Genomic DNA, 18,906 nt, shown 5'->3' on the forward strand with positions numbered 1-18,906 from the left:
TTAATACATGAATTGGTTAACAAAATAATAACATGTTATGGTTCATATCTTATGAGAAAAGAATATGAGCTTATCTTATAATTTATACTTATTAATAGTTAAGAGAAGTTTAGTTTAACTATATCTTTTTGATGCTAAATGATAGTTATTTTTAACTTATCTTTAAGGTTTTGTAGTATAATAAACTATTGTAATTACTATATATAACTATAATAAAAATATTAATGGAGGAGTGGATATAGATGCAGCCGTTTCGATTTATACACTGTGGTGATCTGCATTTAGGGGCACCCTTTCAATATGCTACAGGTATTAGCAATGCTGTTGATCGCGCCGTAAGTGAAGCAACCTATGTAGCCTTAGATAAAATTATTGATACTGCTATTACAGAACATGTGCATGCTGTCGTAATAGCTGGGGATATTTATAATAGCGAAGACCATAATTTAGAGGCTCAAGTCCGTTTTGTGCGCGCCATGTATCGCTTGGCTGAGCATCGTATTGATGTTTATATGGTACAAGGTAATCATGATCCTGCTGAAAGCTGGAGAGCGCAACTGCAGATGTCAGATAATGTCCATATATTTTCTAGCGAACAGGTACAGCGTTTCCCGCTCATCGTTAATAATATAGAAATTGGTGGCGTATATGGCATTAGTTGTGGTCATGGTAATGAAAGCGACAACTATGCTCGTCAATACAGAGCTTTTGAACGGGATGAGTTTTCCCTTGCTGTCATGCATGGTACTGTAGGTTCTAGTGTAGGCTCTGAAAATCATAATGTAACAGGACCTTGTAACTTAAGTGATTTAACAGAGGCTGCCATGGATTATTGGGCATTGGGCCATATTCATAAATCTCAAGTTCTTAGCGAGGAACCTCTCGTAGTTTATGCGGGTAATTCGCAAGGATTGCATCGTAAAGAACATGGACCTAAAGGATGTTATCTTGTATCCGTATCTCATAATGGTCATTGTGATTTGAGATTTATCGACACCTGTGCTGTCCGGTTTGAGGAAATCAAAATCGATATTGCTGGCATGCAAAATGAAACAGATTTCTTAGAGATTTTGCGCCGTAAAAAAGAAAACTTGCGAAAGCAGCATAAGAAAAACATCTTGCTATCTATCGTTTTGTCCGGTACAGGACCTCTACATCGCCTATGTACGCAAGAGGGGATTCGAAAACTATGGTTGCAAGAGTCTCAAAATGAAGAGAAAGGTAAATCTATATTTGTTATGCCTTACCGTATCATTTCTAATACAAGACCTAGTATTAATCTAGTCGAACGACGTCTATTAACAGATGTAGTAGGTGATTACTTGCGTGCTTATGATGATATGGTAGATGGGGATGCGATACAGACTGCGCGCCAAATCATGGCGGATCGTCCTGAATTTAAGCGCTTAGGCGCATATGCAGATTTATTAAGTGATGAATTATTGGCACGAGCTTTGAAACGTTGTGAAATTGAAGGTGTTACTGTATTGATGGGGGCTAATGATGAACATTAAACGCATACGATTTGATGAATTTGGCCCGTATCGCGACTGGTCTTTCACTACGGGTGACAATGGGGTTCAACTCATGTATGGCCCTAATGAAAGTGGTAAGACATCCTTGCTCGAAGGGATGCGCACCTTGTTGTTTGGTGGTACTCATAAGGCTTATGGTCCTATGACGGGGGCCCTTGATGTGGACCGTAATGGTGAAAGCTACTATATCGGTCGTAAGGGTAAGCAGTTAGACTTTTACAGTCCTGGTAATCCTGCCATCCATGAAGAGCCGGCTCAATATTGGTGGCATGGTATCGATAAAAAAACATATAACCGCATATTTGCGTTAACATTAGACGACCTACAAGGCCTTGATGTATTACAAGAGGTAGAGGTTCGTTCCCGATTCTTTGGTGCCGAAGGGGGAGAACACTTAGGTGGCGCTGTTAAGGATGTTGAAAAAGGGGCTACAGACCTACTTGTAGCATCCTCGAATGGTAAACGTCGCATCAATGTATTGATGGATGAGCTTAAAGAAAACCGCCAAAAGCTGAGTCAGTTAGCGGAGCATGAAGCGCAATATGTAGAATTACAAACCGTCTTTCACAGTACGGAGCAAACCGAAATGGAATTGCAAAATCAGTTGAAAGAATGGAAGGAATATCGGGATGGTATTGATGTAGTATTGCGTGCGTGGGATACGTATCGTCGCAGTGAAGAGGCACGTATGCACATGCAGCAGTACAATAGTGAGCTCGCCTTGAGTCGTGATGAGTTTCTTCGCCTTGATGAAGAAATTAAACGGGCTCGTGACAATATGCAATTATGGCAGGAAAAGGAAGCGGCATTGATGCCGGCTAACTTTAGTCCTGATAGCCCATTTGGAACTTATGGCCAAGATATTGAAGATCTTATTCAACAAGGTGCTAAATGGGAGCAATTACGCCGTGAGTGCGAAGAAGGCGATGCGTACATCCGTAAGGTTAGAGAACAATTGGAGTTTTCACGCACCCTACATTCTGCGTGGCGTTATGATGAGCCAATGGCAGAAGACATCAATTGGTTTGATGGAGAACGTTTGGCAAGTCGTTTGCGCACCGCAAAAGAACAACTTTTACATTGGCAAGACCGCAAACCTGCAGAGGCTACCGATGAGGTGCCGACGGCGAACCTTGAAGGGGCATCCTTACCTAACTTTAGTGAAGAAGAATTAGCTAAAAAAGAATATTTAGAACGTGAATTAGATCGTATCTTAATGGATATAGATCGAGTAGAGGCTAGACGGAATAGTTCTGGTTCAGATGCACAGCCTACAATTCTGCCAAAATGGCTACAACGCATTAGTGGTATAGGTGCTGTTATTGCTGTATTGGTAGTATTAGCAGGCCTGTTGGTTCTTGAATCTGCATTATATACTATAGGTGGTTTTATTTTCTTGATTCTATCTATGGGGCTATTCTGGTATGCTACCTGGAGGCTTCATAATGGTAACTCTGAAGTGTCTAAATTAAACTATGAGTTACAAATTTTATCCTCCCGTAAATCCGATGTAGAGCATCAGCTAGAGGCTTTGATCAAGGCTGCTACGCCTACAGCGAGTCCTGTACCATCCTTAGAAGGGGTGGCACATCTTGAACGTTGGATTCAAGAAGGTCATACATTACAAGGCATTTACGATGAAGCTCTCGCAGCATGGCAAAACTGGTTACCACAAGGGGCGGCTAAGAGTCTCGATGAAGATGATTTCTTTGGCCTCAAACATGAATATGATCAATATCATGAGCAACTACGTACTATAGAAGGCTATGAAAAGCGTTTAGCGGAGCATAAAGAAGGCCTACGTATTATTGAAGACCAAGCGATGGCTTTGTGGTATAACCTTGGGATAGAGGCGCCAGTATCTCCAACAGAGCTAAAACGCATTTATAACCAATATAAGAACTTCCAACAAAATAAGATTGTATGGGAACAAAAGGAAGCACAACGTAAAAGCTTCCGCAATGAATACGATAATTGGCATCGCAAGGAAAAAGAGCTACTCCTTCGTCAACAAGAACTGCTCCATAAAGCTGGTATGGAAAGCTCTAACGAGTATCGTCAACATCTTATCGATGAGGACCAATATAAACAGTGGCAAACCATCTATAAGCAAAGTCAGGTGCAGCTTGATTTACTTGCTCCTGATGCGGAGAACAAAGACTTGTTCTACCGTCGTTTGCGAGAAGGGAACAAGGATAACTGGTTGGATGAATTGGCTCATTCTGAGCGTGAAATAGCCTCTATCGAAGATAAATTGGCTACCTTGTACGAGCGCCGCGGCCAAATCGTTGAAGCCATGCGTACACTTGGTTCTGACCAGGAACAACACCAAATGTTGCAAGAACGAGAGGCTTTACAAAGTGAATTAGAGTCTGCTCTTGAAGATTGGGCTACGCAAGTATTGATAAGCCATTGTATGGATAAGGCTCAACAATCATATGAACAAGAAAAACAACCTCATATGTTAGAACTTGCATCCTCTTATGTTGAAAGACTAACTGGTGAGAGGTATACACTTGATATTCTAGGTATCAATAAAGGGGTAGCACTTATCAACAACAATGGGGAACGACTAGAACTTAAATTCTGGTCTAGTGGTCTAGCTGACCAAGTATACTTGGCATTGCGTCTTGCCCTAGCAAAGGTATTCTCTTATCAAGTAGAATCCTTGCCGATTATTTTGGATGATATTTTGGTGCGCTTTGACGAAAATCGTCAACGTAGTGCCTTGGAACTGTTGGCTGAGCTTGGAAAGAATCAACAGATTTGGCTCTTTACCTGTCAACGCTCTGTATATGATATGGCTCAATCTATTATGGGTATCGATTGCCATAGATTAAGTCGTAGTTAAATGAATTTCGGACTTGAATTAAAGACTAGTTGAATTAAAGACTAATTAGATTAAATAGATATCAACGAGGTAATGAAATAATCCCTGTGGTCGCCGCAAGCTTTCACAGGGAATATTAATGGCATTGTTGTGTGTGATTGTAACCAAAGTAACTGTTTTAGTTACCATAGTGTGTTAGTATACATTTAGAACGAAAGGGGTTGAGTACTTGAACACAGCTTATTTGGACATGATCCAAGGGAAGAACCCTGGTGTAACGCCTGTGTGGTATATGCGTCAAGCTGGTCGTAGCCAAGCGGAATATCGCAAAATCAAAGAAAAATATACTTTATTTGAAATTACAAAAGAGCCCGAGTTATGTGCTCGTGTTACGGAATTACCTGTTAAGGAATACGGCGTTGATGCGGCGATTCTCTACAAAGATATCATGAGCCCAATGGTGGCTATGAATGTAAATGTTGAGCTGAAGGCCGGTGTGGGTCCTGTGTTTAGCACGCCTATCCGTTCTATGGCTGATGTAGAGGCTCTAGATTCCTTTGATCCTACCAAGGTAGAGTATATCGGTAAAACGATTACACTCTTAACATCTGGCATGCTCGACGTGCCACTCATTGGTTTTTGCGGTGCGCCGTTTACGATTGCATCCTACCTTATCGAAGGGGGACCAACGAAGAACTACAATAAGACTCGTGGCATGCTCATCGGTGCTCCTCATGTGTGGAATGCATTGATGACTAAACTGGCGGACATGTCCATTGCGTACTTATCCATGCAAGCCGAAGCGGGTGCCAATGCACTTCAAATCTTCGACTCTTGGGTAGGGGCTGTTAATGCAGATCAGTATAAACAAGGGATTTACCCTCATATGGAACGAATCATTAAGGCTGTAAAAGCTAAATATCCTCATTTACCTATAGCGATGAATGGCGTTGGCACTGACCATTTGGTGTCTATTTGGTCTCATTTGCCATTAGACGTCATTGCCCTTGATTGGCGTAGTTCCATTGTTATGGCGAATGAACGGGGGGTAACGCAAACCGTGCAAGGTAACTTGGATCCAGCGTATCTGTTCGGAGACGAAAAAACATTGGCTCACGAAGTAGATCGTATTTTGCTCGAAGGAGTTCGCTATGGTCGCCATATCTTTAATTTAGGTCATGGCGTATTCCCAGAGGCAGATCCTCAAAAACTCCATTGGCTAACGGACTATGTGCATGAACGTAGTCGTGAGATTTGGACTCAAGAGAGGTAAATTAGTGAAAGTAGAAAAAAAAGGATTATTATTCCTGTCTTATGGTAGCCCTTTAAGTAAGGATGATTTAGTACCCTATATGACGAGTATTCGTCGTGGCCGTGTACCAACGAAAGAAGAGATTGCTAATCTTACTAAGCGTTATGATACAATCGGTCAATGGGAAAATGTTGAACTTCAAACTATGGCAGAGTGCCAATATAAAACCTTGCTTACTCTGTTGCCAACTATGCCTTCCGCTATCGGGTTTTTACACATGAAACCGTCCATTGCAGATGCAGTTGACTCCTTAGTCCAGGAAGGAGTGGAGCATATTATCGCTATTGTAACGGCTCCATTCTTTACCGCTCTCGGTACTGGAGCTTATGAAAAACAAGTACAAGCAGCTATTTCAAATTATGATAATGTGACATTCGATTTTATCCGTTCCTGGTGGGACCAACCAACTTTTAAGGAATACTGGGTGAAAGCAGTTTCAGAGTGTGTGAATAATGATAAATTAGAATGTATAGATAGTGTTAACGCTGATTGTGTGAATAGTGTTAAATCAGTGTATGTAGATAGTGTAAAATCAGAGTGCGCAGTTGTAGATACGGACTGTAAAGATGTATTCGTTATTTTTAGTGCGCACAGTATACCTCTTATCAATAATCATGATGGCGATTCGTATGCGTTGGCTTTAGAGGAAAGCGCTAAAGAGATTGCTGAATATTGTAAATTACCGAACTGGACTGTGGCATGGCAAAGTGCGGCTCCTCATGGCCAATGGTTGGAACCTACCGTAGAGGATGCAATCAATGAAGCTTTACAAACTGGTGCTACTCGCATTGCTTTTGTACCATTTGGATTTGTAAGCAATCACGTTGAGGTACTGTACGATAATGATGTGGAGTGTAAAGAACTCGTTGAAGCAAAGGGCGCAACATATATGCGTGCACCCATGCCAAATTGTAATGAAACATTTTTACAAGCAATGGCGAGTGCAATAATAGAAAGGATTCATTCGTGAATGTAACAATTGTGGGCGGTGGCTTAACAGGGCTAACAGCGGCTTATTATTTAGGCCATGCAAAGCCGGAATGGACCATTACTCTTTTCGAACAAGCACCACGATTTGGTGGGAAAATACAAACGCAACGTGTGGATGACTTCGTAGTGGAACTCGGTCCTGACTCCTATTTGGGGCGTAAAACAGAAATGACAGATCTCGTGCATGATCTTGGACTAGGTGATACCCTTGTGTCTAATGAAACAGGTCAAGCCTTTGTATATGATAAGGGCTCTATCCACCCAATTCCGGGCGGCTCCATCATGGGCATTCCTACGGAAATGATGCCCTTTGTGAAAGCAACACTCATTTCATGGCCTGGTAAATTGCGTGCTGGCCTAGATTATTTTAAGAAACCATACCAACTCGATAAAAATGGGGATGTATCCATTGGTCATTTTTTCAAATACCACTTAGGACAAGAAATGATGGATAAACTCATCGAGCCCCTATTAGCGGGTATCTATGGTGGCGATATTTATAAAATTAGCCTATTGTCGACATTCCCTCATTTTATTCAAGTAGAACAAAAGTATGGGAACATGGTAAAAGGTATGATGGCTGCTAAGATGAGTCATTCCAAAGCAGGTGTCTCTAAAGCAGCTAAAGATGTTGTAGCAGAAGGCGATGTGCCTCGAGCTGGTAAAGGCACTATGACGGACCGTCAATTTGAAAGTCACGAAGCTAAGACTAGTCAAGATACTTCTGCTGGTAATAGTGTAAACAATTCTAGTCAAATGACAAAGACTAGTTCTAATCATCAGTCTGCTAAGACACAAGCGGATATGGAAAGTCGAAAGGGTACTGCTGCTCAATCCGGCATGTTTCGTCAATTGACAGGTGGACTTGAAAGCGTGATTACTGCTATCGTCAAGGCTATGCCTAGTAATGTACACTTGCATACAGGTGCGCTAGTTTCTGATATTCGATATATTGATGGTGTATATGCAATCGATGTAGTGAAGTCGTGTAACGATTCTTGTGGCTGTCAATCTACGGCAGACCATGTGATTATCACTACACCGCCGGCAACATATACTCAATGGTTCAAGGATGATGCGGGTTTTGATTTCTTGCGATCCATGGAGCAATCTAGTTGCTCCATTGCTATTATGTCTTTTGATAAAAGTACCTTTGATGGTGATTTAAAAGGATCTGGTCTGCTTATTACCCGTAATACGGATACACCTCTTACAGCGTGTACTATTCTTAATCAAAAATGGCCTCAAACTACCCCTGATGATAAGGTAGTTTTGCGCGTCTTTATTGGTAAGCCAGGTAATGATGTAGTAGAACGACTCAGTGAAGCGGAACTTTCAGAATTGGCAGTCAAAGAAATTCAGCATATTATGAATTTTTCTGCCAAGCCAGAGTGGGTGCGCATCAATCGTCTCATTCACTGCATGCCTCAATATAATGTAGGCCATCGTGCAGGTATTAAAGTCGTACGTGAACATGTAGCCGAGCAGTATCCAAATCTACACCTCATCGGCACACCTTTTGATGGAATCGGGATCCCTGACGGTGTAAAACAAGCAAAAGAACTCGTAGAAAAACTTGTGAATGACAAGTAAAATAGTGACTTGCTTAAAAGAGTTAGTACAGTATTAAGCAACATAGGATTATCTCAGCCTAAAAGCAGTAATTTAGTCTTAACTAAAGAATATACTAATAAAAAATCTCAATAGAAACTAAATTGAAAAGACTCTATATGCTATAATAGTAAGTGGAGTCTTTTGATTTCCGTAATTATAGATATACATTATTATTTTGATATAATCACCATAGATAGGAGTGATCATAATGGGAAAAGCAATCCCTACAGTAGAAGGTTGGCATAGCCAACACATGGTATTCGCCATGGATTTCAGCGCATGGAACTGTTTCACAGAGGATGAAAAAGCAGCAGCGCGCAATGAATTAAAAGCATTCTTAGCCGACCTTGAAGCTAAACATCAAGCTAAAGAAGGTAGCTATGCATTCTATGATTGTAATGGAGCAAAAGGGGATTTAATCTTATGGATTCTCGGTCCATCCCTTGAATACTTGGCTCAAGTAGAACGCAAATTCCGTCGTTTAGCTATTGCAAGTGTGTTGGTGCAAACTTATTCTTATACTTCTGTAACAGAAGTAAGCACCTATGTTAAGGCCAAGTTAGATACAGAGGAGGTTAATCAAAAATTATATCCTCATGTACCTCGCGATAAATATATCTGTTTTTATAATATGAGTAAAAAACGCGAAGGTGATGACAATTGGTTCATGTTACCACCGCAAGAGCGCGGTGCTTTGATGAAAGCTCACGGTGAACTTGGTAAAACATACTTGGATGTATTATCTGAATTCACTACTGGTGGCTGTGGCCTAGACGACTGGGAATGGGGCATTACCATCTTTAGTAATGACGACATTCAATTCAAAAAAATCGTATACGATATGCGCTTCGAAGTAGCCAGTGCAAAATACGGCATCTTCAGCGACTTCTACGTTGGTACCATCATCGACGATGCACTACTAGAAGAAATTTTTGGATAATAAAAAGGGACTGCTTGGCAGTCCCTTTTTGTTATTATTTAATTCATATATATCGATAAATAACTGCTTATTGTATCGTATATTCGTTCGATTTATAATGTTCTTAAGGTAGTCGGCGAGGTTGGGTCTCTCTTCGTTATAGAAGGGGGTGAGCTTATGAGTGACTTTGAACTTATTACAGTTATCATTGGAATATTGACATTAGTCGTTTCCTTTGGAGCACTTATAGCGCTTATTTGCCTCACAAAAAGCAAATAGCCCTCCGTTACCAAGTGTAATTAGATAAACAGAAAGGCCATTTCCTAGATAATTAGTTTTTGAGATGCGCCTGACGTTCCTACTCGTCTGACTATCTATTTATATTATAGAGATAAAGATATATATCGTCAAATTAGAATGAATGGACTGCTTAGCAGTCCATTTTTTTCCCTCAAAATGAAGGCTATAATTTTGAACAGAAAATTTTGTATACGTACTGTACTGTGTAAAATATAATTCACTATATTCGATTATCTTATTCATGGCTATATTTTTATAAAAGAGAACCCCGCATCAATCCGACTTACGAGGTCAAGGCCCTAGGCCGCAGACCTGATAAGTATGGAGGAAAGATGCGGGGTTTCTTTTATCACTTAGTTTATGAAAGTGAATTATATTTTGTAGTACCGTCGAGTGAACGTAAATTTTCTGTTTCCAGAAAATTATACGTTCATATTTGCACCTTTACGCACATAGAACCAGTAGCACACAGATACAGTTACAAGGTTGAACGCAAGTAATACAGCAAAGGCTGGGTGAATATTGCCGAACATGGAATATACAAAGCCGAAGATTTTAGGAGTAATGAAGGCACCGTATGCAGCTACGGCAGCAACGAAACCTGTAATTAAAGAGGAAAGCAATGGATTGCCAAATACGTGAGGAATCATACGGAATGTAGCACCAGTTGCGAAGCCACAGCATACGAATGTCAACACGGACATAGCAAAGAAGAATGGGAAGTTGTGCATATCTACGCCAACCGCAATTAGCGCTGTTGTTGCACATAGACCGAGAAGGCTTACAAAGGTAACTTTTGTACCGCTGTTAATTTTGTCTGCTAACCAACCACCTACAGGGCGAAGTGCACCTGCTACAAGTGGACCTACGAATGCGATAGAAGCAAATGGTACTTCTGGGAATTCTTTACCTACTAATAGACCAAGTGCTGCTGCATAACCAGAGAAAGCACCGAAGGAACATGTATAAAGTAATGTAAACGCCCAAGTGTGTTTGTTCCCAAAGATTTGTACAAGATTTTTAGGATTTGGTTTTTCTAGTGGTAAGTTATCCATGAAACGTGTCATAAGTGCAAGGATAACAACGAGTGGTACGATCCACATGAAAGCTGCATTGGCAAGGTATACTGCGTTACCTTTGATGATAGCTGGTGTTACACCAAATACACTACCTAGTGCAGTAGAACCCATAGCAAATGGAGCCAAGAAGTAGATTACAGAAACACCAAGGTTACCAACGCCGCCGTTGATACCAAGAGCAGTACCTTTTTCGGATTTAGGGAAGAAGTTGCCAATGTACGCCATGGAGGACGAGAAGTTGCCGCCCGCTAAACCGATAAGGACAGTCAAAATCATGAATGTCGTATAAGAAGTTGTTGTATCTTGAACGGCAAAGCCAAGCCATACAACAGGAACTAATAAAATAAGTGTGGAAATAAATGTCCAGTTTTTACCACCAATCAATGCTGGCATATAGGTATATACAAAACGTAATGTAGCACCTACAAGACCTGGCAAGGCAGCTAATGTAAATAATTGATCTGTTGTGAAATTAAAGCCTGCGCCGTTAAGTTGTGCTGCAATGGTTGCCCACAAGTACCATACGCAGAATGAAAGTGTTAGTGCGATTGTAGAGATAACCAAGTTTTGTTTAGCAATTTTCTTACCAAACTTTTCCCAAAATTCTGGATTTTCTGGTTGCCAATTAGCTACAATTTCGCTACGGCTTGCCCCTACTTGAGGCATTTTTAGTTCGCTCATTTTGAACTTCTCCTTACTGAAAAACTATACATGCAATGAAGACAAGGGAGATACAACTAGGGTTCTTTGTATATAAATATTGTAATCTATAATAAAAACTATAGAAAATATTCGATTAAGTGAAAGAACTGAGTTATAATTATTGTATCAACAAAATTTGCAATGTCTTATATCACAAATATATTATATATTGTAAAAATTTTTGTGAATGTGACATAAAACACACATATTCTGAAATTAATAAGTTATAATAATCTTGTATATACAAAAAAGTATATAATACATGTACTTTTGCTATAAATAGATTAGTATAACTAATGGATTTTATATTAAAAGTACAATGGAGTGGTGATGGTATGGATAAAAATTTAATTAACCAATTGCTTGCTTTGCCGGGCGAGGAACTCCATCTTAAAAAAGGTGATTTTCTCTTCCATGAGGGGGACAAGGCAGAACACTTTTACGTAGTAGTAAAAGGTAGAATGAGCATTAAGAAGTTCGAAGCTAGTGGGCACATTTTTGCATTGCGTCTAGTAGGGCCGAATAATGTAATTGGTGAGGTTCCGTTGTATGAGGAGAACACAAAAACATATGTGTTCAACGCCATTGCTCGGGAGGATTGCTCTGTTTATTCTATTCGCTATGATTTGTTAGAGGCTGCTATTGCAAAAGACCATTCATTGGCCATTGCAATGATGAAAATCTATACATTACATATGCGACGTCAACAGGCAAAATACCGAGACTTGCTATTATATGGCAAGAAGGGAGCATTTTATTCTACCTTGTTGCGCTTAGCCAATAGTTATGGTGTAAAGCGCGAGGATGGTATCTTTATCGATATCGCCCTAACAAATCAAGAGTTGGCTGAATTTGCTGCCACATCAAGAGAAAGTTTAAATCGCATGCTAAGTGAGTTGCGTAAGTTGGGCTATGTAGCCTATGATAAACACCATCTAGTAATCTGTGATTTTGACGCTTTAATCGGATTGCTTGATTTAGAGGTTGACAATATAGACCCTAATATTAGTAATATCGAATAACAGGATTCTCTCCCTTGTGTTAGCTCAGCTAGCATAAGGGATTTTTTTGTAGTTTTGAAGGAGGACACGAGATGAGCTTGTTGTCTCAAAAGTTTAAGTTTCTTCGCAAGAAGAACGTATCTCCAAGCGGCCATCAAATAACTGAAGATGGCGGTCGCGAGTGGGAAAATTTTTATCGTGACCGTTGGTCTTACGATAAAGTTGTCCGCACAACGCATGGCGTAAACTGTACTGGTTCTTGTAGCTGGAATATTTACGTTAAAAATGGTGTTGTTGCATGGGAAAATCAGGCTACTGACTACCCTGAAACACCAGATGATATGCCGGATTACGAACCACGTGGGTGCCCTCGTGGTGCGACATTCTCTTGGTATCTCTATAGCCCATTGCGCGTAAAATATCCTTATGTACGCGGTGAGTTGGCTGAGCTTTGGAGAGAAGCGAAAAAGCATGCTAAGAACCCAATCGAAGCTTGGAAATCTATCGTAGAAGATCCTGAAAAAGCGAAAAAATACAAATCTGCCCGTGGTATGGGTGGCTTTGTGCGCTCCACATGGGATGAAGCAACAGAAATTACTGCTGCATCCTTATTATATACTGCGAAAACATACGGCCCTGACCGCAACGCAGGCTTCTCTGTAATCCCAGCGATGTCCATGTTGTCTTATGCAGCAGGTGCACGTTTCCTTAACTTAATGGGTGGTACACCATTGTCCTTCTATGACTGGTATGCCGATTTACCACCTTCCAGCCCTCAAGTTTGGGGTGAACAAACAGATACTCCTGAATCTGGTGACTGGTACAATGCTGGTTACATCATGACTTGGGGTTCCAATGTACCATTGACTCGTACCCCAGATGCTCACTTCTTAACAGAGGTTCGTTACAAAGGTACAAAAGTTGTATCCGTATCCCCTGACTATGCGGAATCTACAACTTCTTCCGACGCATGGCTCAATGTAAAAGCCGGCACTGATGCGGCGCTTGCTATGGCAATGGGTCACGTTATCTTAAAAGAATATTACATCGATAAAGAAACTCCATACTTCAAAGAGTATGCAAAAGAGTTTACTGATATGCCATTCCTTGTACGCGTTGAAGATATCAATGGCACTGTACAACCAGGCCGTTTCTTGAATGCTAAGGACTTAGGTCGCCAAGAAGAAGGCGCTGACTTCCAAATGGTATTGATCGATGAACTTACAAATGAAATCGTTGTTCCTAATGGTACGATGGGTGAACGTCACACGAACCCTCAAAAATGGAATTTGCGTCTTGAAAACCGCGATACAGGGGCTAAAATTGACCCTCGTTTATCCGTATTTGATCAACGTGAAGATGTAACTGTTGTTAAGTTGCCATACTTTGGCGATGAAGAACACGAAGGCGTTATTGAACGTGCTATTCCAACGATTACAGTACAAACTGTTGATGGTCCTGTAAAAGTAACTACTGTATATGACCTCATTCTTGCTAACTATGGTATCGATCGTGGTATCGGCGGTGAAGTGGCTAAAGCTTACACTGATGACACTCCTTACACACCTACATGGCAAGAAAAAATCACTGGCGTAAAAGCAGATATCGCTATTGCTACAGCTCGTGAATTTGCAGATAATGCAGAAAAAACTAAAGGTCGCTCCATGATTATCATGGGTGGTGGTATTAACCACTGGTACCATGCAGATATCATTTACCGCACAATCTTGAACCTCATCATGTTCTGTGGTACAGAAGGTGTTAACGGTGGTGGCTGGGCTCACTACGTAGGTCAAGAAAAACTTCGTCCTGTTGAAGGCTGGGGCGGTATCATGACAGCTAACGACTGGAGTAAAGCTCCTCGTTTGCAAAATGGTACATCTTGGTTCTACTTTGCTACAGAACAATATCGTTCTGATTGCATCGATTTGGCAGACCGCGTGTCTAAATTAGCTAAACCTCGTTACCGTCACCCTGGTGATTACAACGTATTGGCTGCACGTTTAGGTTGGTTGCCATCTTACCCTACTTTCAATAAAGGTAGCCAAGAATTGATTAACGATGCTCGTGCAGCAGGTGCTGGTACAGAAGCAGAAATCAATCAATATGTGGCGCAAGCATTGAAAAACAAAGAATTACAATTCTGCGTAGAAGATCCAGCGGCTAAAGAAAACCACCCACGCAACTTGTTTGTATGGCGTGCAAACCTTATCGGTTCTTCCTCTAAAGGCCATGAATATTTCTTAAAACATTTACTTGGTACAAAACATGGTGTTCTTGAAGATGATGATGCACCAGTAAAACCAGAAGAAATCAAATGGCGCGAAGCAGATGAAGCTGGTAAGCTTGACCTCTTAATCGATATCGACTTCCGTATGGCTTCTACAGGCTTATACTCTGATATCGTATTCCCAGCTGCTACATGGTATGAAAAAGAAGACTTGTCTTCTACAGACATGCATCCATATGTACACGTATTCCAAGCAGCTGTTGATTGCGCATGGGAAACTAAATCTGACTGGGATACATTCCGTACCCTTGCAGAAACAGTATCTCGCGTAGCGAAAGAGTCTGGCTTCACAGAATATGAAGATATCGTAGCATTACCTCTTGGTCATGACAGCCCAGGTGAAGTGGCACAACCAGAAGGTAAGGTTCTTGACTGGAGCAAAGGCGAATGTGAACCAATTCCTGGTAAAACAATGCCGAACCTTGTTCATGTAAAACGTGATTACAGTAAAATCTTTGAAAAATACATTGCGTTGGGACCTAATATCGAAAATAAAATGGGTGCTCATGGCATGGCGTGGGATGTATCTGATGAATACAAGACATTATATGATCAAAATGGTATCATCGATAATCCAGAATTCATTTCTCATGGCCGTCCTAGCATTTACGAATGTAAGGAAGCTTGTAATGTTGTATTAACATTATCTTCTTGTACAAATGGTAAATTGGCTGTTCGCTCTTGGAAAGCTATGGAAGAAAAAACAGGTCTTTCTGGTCTTGAAAAGAACGCAAAAGGTCGCGAACAAGAAAAAATTACTTTCGATGATATGGTTCGCCAACCACGCTTCATCATTAGCTCTGTAACAAGTACTGGTAAGAACGATAAAAACCGTCGTTACTCTCCATTTACAACATCTACAGAAGATAAAGTACCATTCCGTACCGTAACAGGTCGTCAATCCTTCTATTGTGACCATGAAATGATGCGTGATTACGGTGAAGCTATGGCGTTGTACAAACCTGTATTGTCCTATAAACCAGTACAAGGTGACTACAAACAAGAAGGTATCCCTGAAATCACATTGAAATACTTAACACCACATCATAAGTGGTCTACACATAGTATGTATTTCGATAGCCAACAAATGTTGACATTGTTCCGTGGTGGTCAAACAATTTGGCTCAACGAAGATGATGCAGCAGAAATTGGTGTTAAAGATAACGACTGGGTAGAAGCTTTCAACAAAAACGGTATCGTTGCAGCTCGTGCTGTAGTTTCCCCACGTATTCCTCGCGGTATTTCCTATATGCACCATTCCCAAGACCGTCACATCAACGTTCCTGGCGCGAAGGTTAAGAAACAACGCGGTGGTACGCATAATGCACCAACTCATATTCACATGAAACCGACACACATGATCGGCGGTTATGGCCAATTGAGCTATGGCTTTAACTACTATGGCCCAACTGGTAACCAACGTGATATGACAATTGTGGCTCGTAAAATGAAGGAGGTAGATTGGCTTGAAGATTAAGGCTCAAGTATCTATGGTCCTAAATTTGGATAAGTGTTTGGGTTGTCATACATGCTCTATCACTTGTAAAAATACATGGACGAACCGCGAAGGCGCGGAATATATGTACTTCAATAACGTGGAAACTCGCCCAGGCGTAGGTTACCCACGTCATTGGGAAGACCAAGAAAAATGGAAAGGCGGCTGGACATTAGATAATTCTGGTAAATTGGCTCTTTCTACAGGTTCTAAAACAAACCGTTTGATGAAATTATTCTTCCATCCTGAACAACCAGAATTGAAGGATTACTTCGAACCTTGGACATATGACTATGAAACATTGATTCATGGTGGTCGTAAAAACAACCAACCAGTTGCTCGTCCTCGCTCTCTTGTGACTAAACAAAAAATGGAAGTTACTTGGGGCCCTAACTGGGATGACGATTTAGCAGGTGGTCAACATGCTCGTTCCGATGTGAACTTGGCTAAGATGGGCGAAGATATCGTATTTGACTACGAAGAAGTATTCATGCGTTACTTGCCACGTCTTTGTAACCACTGCTTGAACCCTGCATGTGTAGCTGCATGTCCATCTGGCGCAATCTACAAACGCGATGAAGATGGTGTAGTTCTTGTATCTCAAGACGTATGTCGCGGTTGGAGACATTGTGTTCCATCTTGCCCATACAAAAAAATCTTCTACAACTGGGAAACAAATAAAGCTGAAAAATGCGTATTCTGTTACCCACGTTTGGAAAATGGCTTGCCTCAAATCTGTGCTGAAACATGCGTAGGTCGTATGCGCTACGTAGGTGTTGTATTCTACGACATGGACAAAGTCGAAGAAATGGCAGCTACAAAAAATGAACAAGATATTTACGAAAATACAGTAGAGTTAATCTTGGATCCTCATGATCCTGAGGTTATCAAAGCAGCTCGTGCAGAAGGTATCTCCGAAGCATGGATTAAAGCAGCTCAAAAATCTCCTGTATACAAACTTGTAAAAGAATGGGGCGTGGCATTGCCATTGCATCCTGAGTACCGTACATTGCCAATGGTTTGGTATGTGCCACCACTCAGCCCAATCTTGCAACGTGTAACATCTGATGTATACTTGCCAGATGCACACGAAATGCGCGTGCCTGTACAGTACTTAGCTAATCTGTTTACAGCAGGTAACACAGAAATCTTAGCTCGTACATTGCAACGTGTTCTCGACATGCGTGAATACATGCGCCGTCGTGAAACAGGTGATGGTCCTATCGAACACAAAGTTGATTTAACAGAAGATCAAATGTACGCTATGTATAAATTGTTGGCATTGTCCAAATACAATGATCGCTTTGTTATCCCATCTGATGTTAAAGTATCTCGCGAAGGTCGCCTAGAAATGCAACAAAATCGCGGCTTTGCTTGCCCTACAGGGGGATGTCAATAATGAAGGATGCTCAGAAAATCGCTCTTATTGCGTCATTTCTTCTACGCTATCCTGATGAACAATGGTATAACGAATTACCTGAATGGAGAGAGGACGCCCAATCCGTTGGGCATCCTCAACTTCGCCAAGGTTTATTAGAATTCTTCGACTATGTAGAGGAATCCGATAAAAAAGAATTTGAAGACCAATATGTTCGTACCTTTGATTTTAGTCAAAATACAACTATGTATTTATCGACGTATGAGTTACAAGGTACAGGGGAACAAGCAGAGGAACTCGTTAAATATAAAGCCTTCTTCCTAGAAAATGGCTATGATTTACCAAAGGAGATGCCTGACTATATTCCAGCTATTCTAGAGTTATGCGCTGTTATCGAACCTGAAAAGGCTCGTGAAGTGTATGATTATTGTAAACCAAAGCTAGAATATATTAGGGATCGATTGATCGAAGCAAAACTGACCTATGCATTCTTATTTGATATCATATTGTCGGTTGCAAATGGATTGGAGGACGGTGCACGATGAATCTATTTTTATGGGGCGCTTTGCCATATATTGCGTTTACCTTCTTAATCGTAGGCACACTTGTTCGTTTCTTCTACTTTGAAAGAAACTGGACTACAAAATCAAGTGAATTTTTAGAGAAAAAACAATTACGTATTGCCAATCCATTGTTCCACTTTGGTTTGCTATGCGTTATCGGCGGTCACGTAGTAGGTGTATTAGTACCTAAAGCTTGGACTGCAGCTTTGGGTATCAATGACCATATGTACCATGAAGGTGCATTATATATGGGTGCTGTAGCGGGTATCATCTTCATCGTTGGTTTCTTGCTTTTGATGAAACGTCGCTTTACTGTACCTGCTATGAAAGTAAATACATCTGGCCTTGATAAATGGTTATATTTATTCTTAACATTAGCTATTTTTAGTGGTATGGCTGGTACATTGCTTAATGCATCTGGCTTTTTTGACTACCGTGTATCCATCGGCCCATGGTTCCGTAGCTTATTATCCTTTATGCCTGATCCATCCTTGATGGAAGGCGTGCCATTCATGTTTAAATTCCACATGTTGGCATGGATGGTGGTTGCTATTATCTTCCCATTCAGCCGTTTGGTACACTGCTTGAGTGTTCCACTCAACTACTTAACACGTCCGTTCATCGTATATCGTAAACGGGATCAAAAATAATTAGGATGATGATTAACTTGTATGCCTATATATAATAGGATTCATTAATCTATGGCCCCTTGTAGTGGTGAAAGCATATGCTCACAACTATGAGGGGCTTTTTATTTACCGATTCTGTATTAGTAGATTACAATGTATTCCCTGTAGAGAAGAAATTTATTCATTGTAATAAGCTTAGAATTACCATAATAGATATTTTATTTTAGAATTATTCTTATAATAAATACTATCTATCTAATATAAGTAAT

Annotated in this window: 12 protein-coding genes; 11 read left to right on the top strand and 1 reads right to left on the bottom strand. The window is 40.7% G+C overall.

The genetic code is table 11. The annotated features are described in order from the left end of the window. Nucleotides 1-242: 242 nt before the first annotated feature. The 6 genes from B1A77_RS03925 to hemQ all read left to right on the top strand — a co-directional run bounded on the left by B1A77_RS03925 (nucleotide 243) and on the right by hemQ (nucleotide 9,221). Nucleotides 243-1,514, top strand: a complete 1,272-nt coding sequence (locus B1A77_RS03925) for a metallophosphoesterase family protein (RefSeq protein ID WP_077708014.1) — start codon at nucleotides 243-245, stop codon at nucleotides 1,512-1,514. Beyond that, nucleotides 1,504-4,386: an ATP-binding protein gene (locus B1A77_RS03930; RefSeq protein ID WP_077708015.1), complete on the top strand. Its 2,883-nt coding sequence runs from the start codon at nucleotides 1,504-1,506 to the stop codon at nucleotides 4,384-4,386. Before B1A77_RS03925 ends, B1A77_RS03930 begins: the two co-directional genes overlap by 11 nt. 208 nt (nucleotides 4,387-4,594) lie before the next feature. After that, nucleotides 4,595-5,638, top strand: coding sequence for a uroporphyrinogen decarboxylase (hemE, locus tag B1A77_RS03935; protein WP_077708016.1), 1,044 nt, complete (start codon nucleotides 4,595-4,597; stop codon nucleotides 5,636-5,638). Between the two features lie 4 nt (nucleotides 5,639-5,642). Further along, nucleotides 5,643-6,647 (top strand): ferrochelatase, encoded by a 1,005-nt coding sequence (locus B1A77_RS03940; protein ID WP_077708017.1) that lies wholly within the window; start codon nucleotides 5,643-5,645, stop codon nucleotides 6,645-6,647. Then, on the top strand, nucleotides 6,644-8,260 hold the full coding sequence (gene hemG, locus B1A77_RS03945) for a protoporphyrinogen oxidase (protein WP_077708018.1): 1,617 nt from the start codon (nucleotides 6,644-6,646) through the stop codon (nucleotides 8,258-8,260). Before B1A77_RS03940 ends, hemG begins: the two co-directional genes overlap by 4 nt. A gap of 229 nt (nucleotides 8,261-8,489) precedes the next feature. Next, entirely contained in the window at nucleotides 8,490-9,221 is a 732-nt protein-coding gene (hemQ, locus tag B1A77_RS03950; protein ID WP_077708019.1) for a hydrogen peroxide-dependent heme synthase, read from the top strand. Between the two features lie 701 nt (nucleotides 9,222-9,922). Here the strand turns inward: hemQ and B1A77_RS03955 are convergent. Continuing rightward, nucleotides 9,923-11,260, bottom strand: coding sequence for an MFS transporter (locus B1A77_RS03955; protein WP_077708020.1), 1,338 nt, complete (start codon nucleotides 11,258-11,260; stop codon nucleotides 9,923-9,925). Between the two features lie 356 nt (nucleotides 11,261-11,616). Here B1A77_RS03955 and B1A77_RS03960 point away from each other — a divergent pair, with 356 nt between their 5' ends. From B1A77_RS03960 to narI, 5 genes are all read left to right on the top strand, one after another. Next, complete coding sequence (locus B1A77_RS03960; RefSeq protein WP_077708021.1) at nucleotides 11,617-12,303, top strand: Crp/Fnr family transcriptional regulator; 687 nt, start codon at nucleotides 11,617-11,619, stop codon at nucleotides 12,301-12,303. Nucleotides 12,304-12,374: 71 nt separating this feature from the next. Next, entirely contained in the window at nucleotides 12,375-16,049 is a 3,675-nt protein-coding gene (locus B1A77_RS03965; protein ID WP_077708022.1) for a nitrate reductase subunit alpha, read from the top strand. Continuing rightward, nucleotides 16,039-17,466, top strand: coding sequence for a nitrate reductase subunit beta (gene narH, locus B1A77_RS03970; protein WP_077708023.1), 1,428 nt, complete (start codon nucleotides 16,039-16,041; stop codon nucleotides 17,464-17,466). The genes B1A77_RS03965 and narH overlap by 11 nt, the downstream gene beginning before the upstream one ends. Then, entirely contained in the window at nucleotides 17,466-17,990 is a 525-nt protein-coding gene (narJ, locus tag B1A77_RS03975) for a nitrate reductase molybdenum cofactor assembly chaperone (protein ID WP_077708024.1), read from the top strand. The genes narH and narJ overlap by 1 nt, the downstream gene beginning before the upstream one ends. Continuing rightward, complete coding sequence (gene narI, locus B1A77_RS03980) at nucleotides 17,987-18,658, top strand: respiratory nitrate reductase subunit gamma (protein ID WP_004697658.1); 672 nt, start codon at nucleotides 17,987-17,989, stop codon at nucleotides 18,656-18,658. The genes narJ and narI overlap by 4 nt, the downstream gene beginning before the upstream one ends. Nucleotides 18,659-18,906: the final 248 nt, after the last annotated feature.

It is taken from the genome of Veillonella parvula, assembly GCF_002005185.1.
Lineage (GTDB): Bacteria > Bacillota > Negativicutes > Veillonellales > Veillonellaceae > Veillonella > Veillonella parvula_M.

Excerpts from the sequence above, each read along its gene's own strand:
- B1A77_RS03930 (WP_077708015.1), top strand. The coding sequence starts at position 1,504 with ATGAACATTAAACGCATACGATTTGATGAATTTGGCCCGTATCGCGAC.
- B1A77_RS03965 (WP_077708022.1), top strand. The coding sequence starts at position 12,375 with ATGAGCTTGTTGTCTCAAAAGTTTAAGTTTCTTCGCAAGAAGAACGTA.
- B1A77_RS03955 (WP_077708020.1), bottom strand. The coding sequence starts at position 11,260 with ATGAGCGAACTAAAAATGCCTCAAGTAGGGGCAAGCCGTAGCGAAATT.
- narJ (WP_077708024.1), top strand. The coding sequence starts at position 17,466 with ATGAAGGATGCTCAGAAAATCGCTCTTATTGCGTCATTTCTTCTACGC.
- B1A77_RS03925 (WP_077708014.1), top strand. The coding sequence starts at position 243 with ATGCAGCCGTTTCGATTTATACACTGTGGTGATCTGCATTTAGGGGCA.
- narI (WP_004697658.1), top strand. The coding sequence starts at position 17,987 with ATGAATCTATTTTTATGGGGCGCTTTGCCATATATTGCGTTTACCTTC.
- B1A77_RS03960 (WP_077708021.1), top strand. The coding sequence starts at position 11,617 with ATGGATAAAAATTTAATTAACCAATTGCTTGCTTTGCCGGGCGAGGAA.
- hemQ (WP_077708019.1), top strand. The coding sequence starts at position 8,490 with ATGGGAAAAGCAATCCCTACAGTAGAAGGTTGGCATAGCCAACACATG.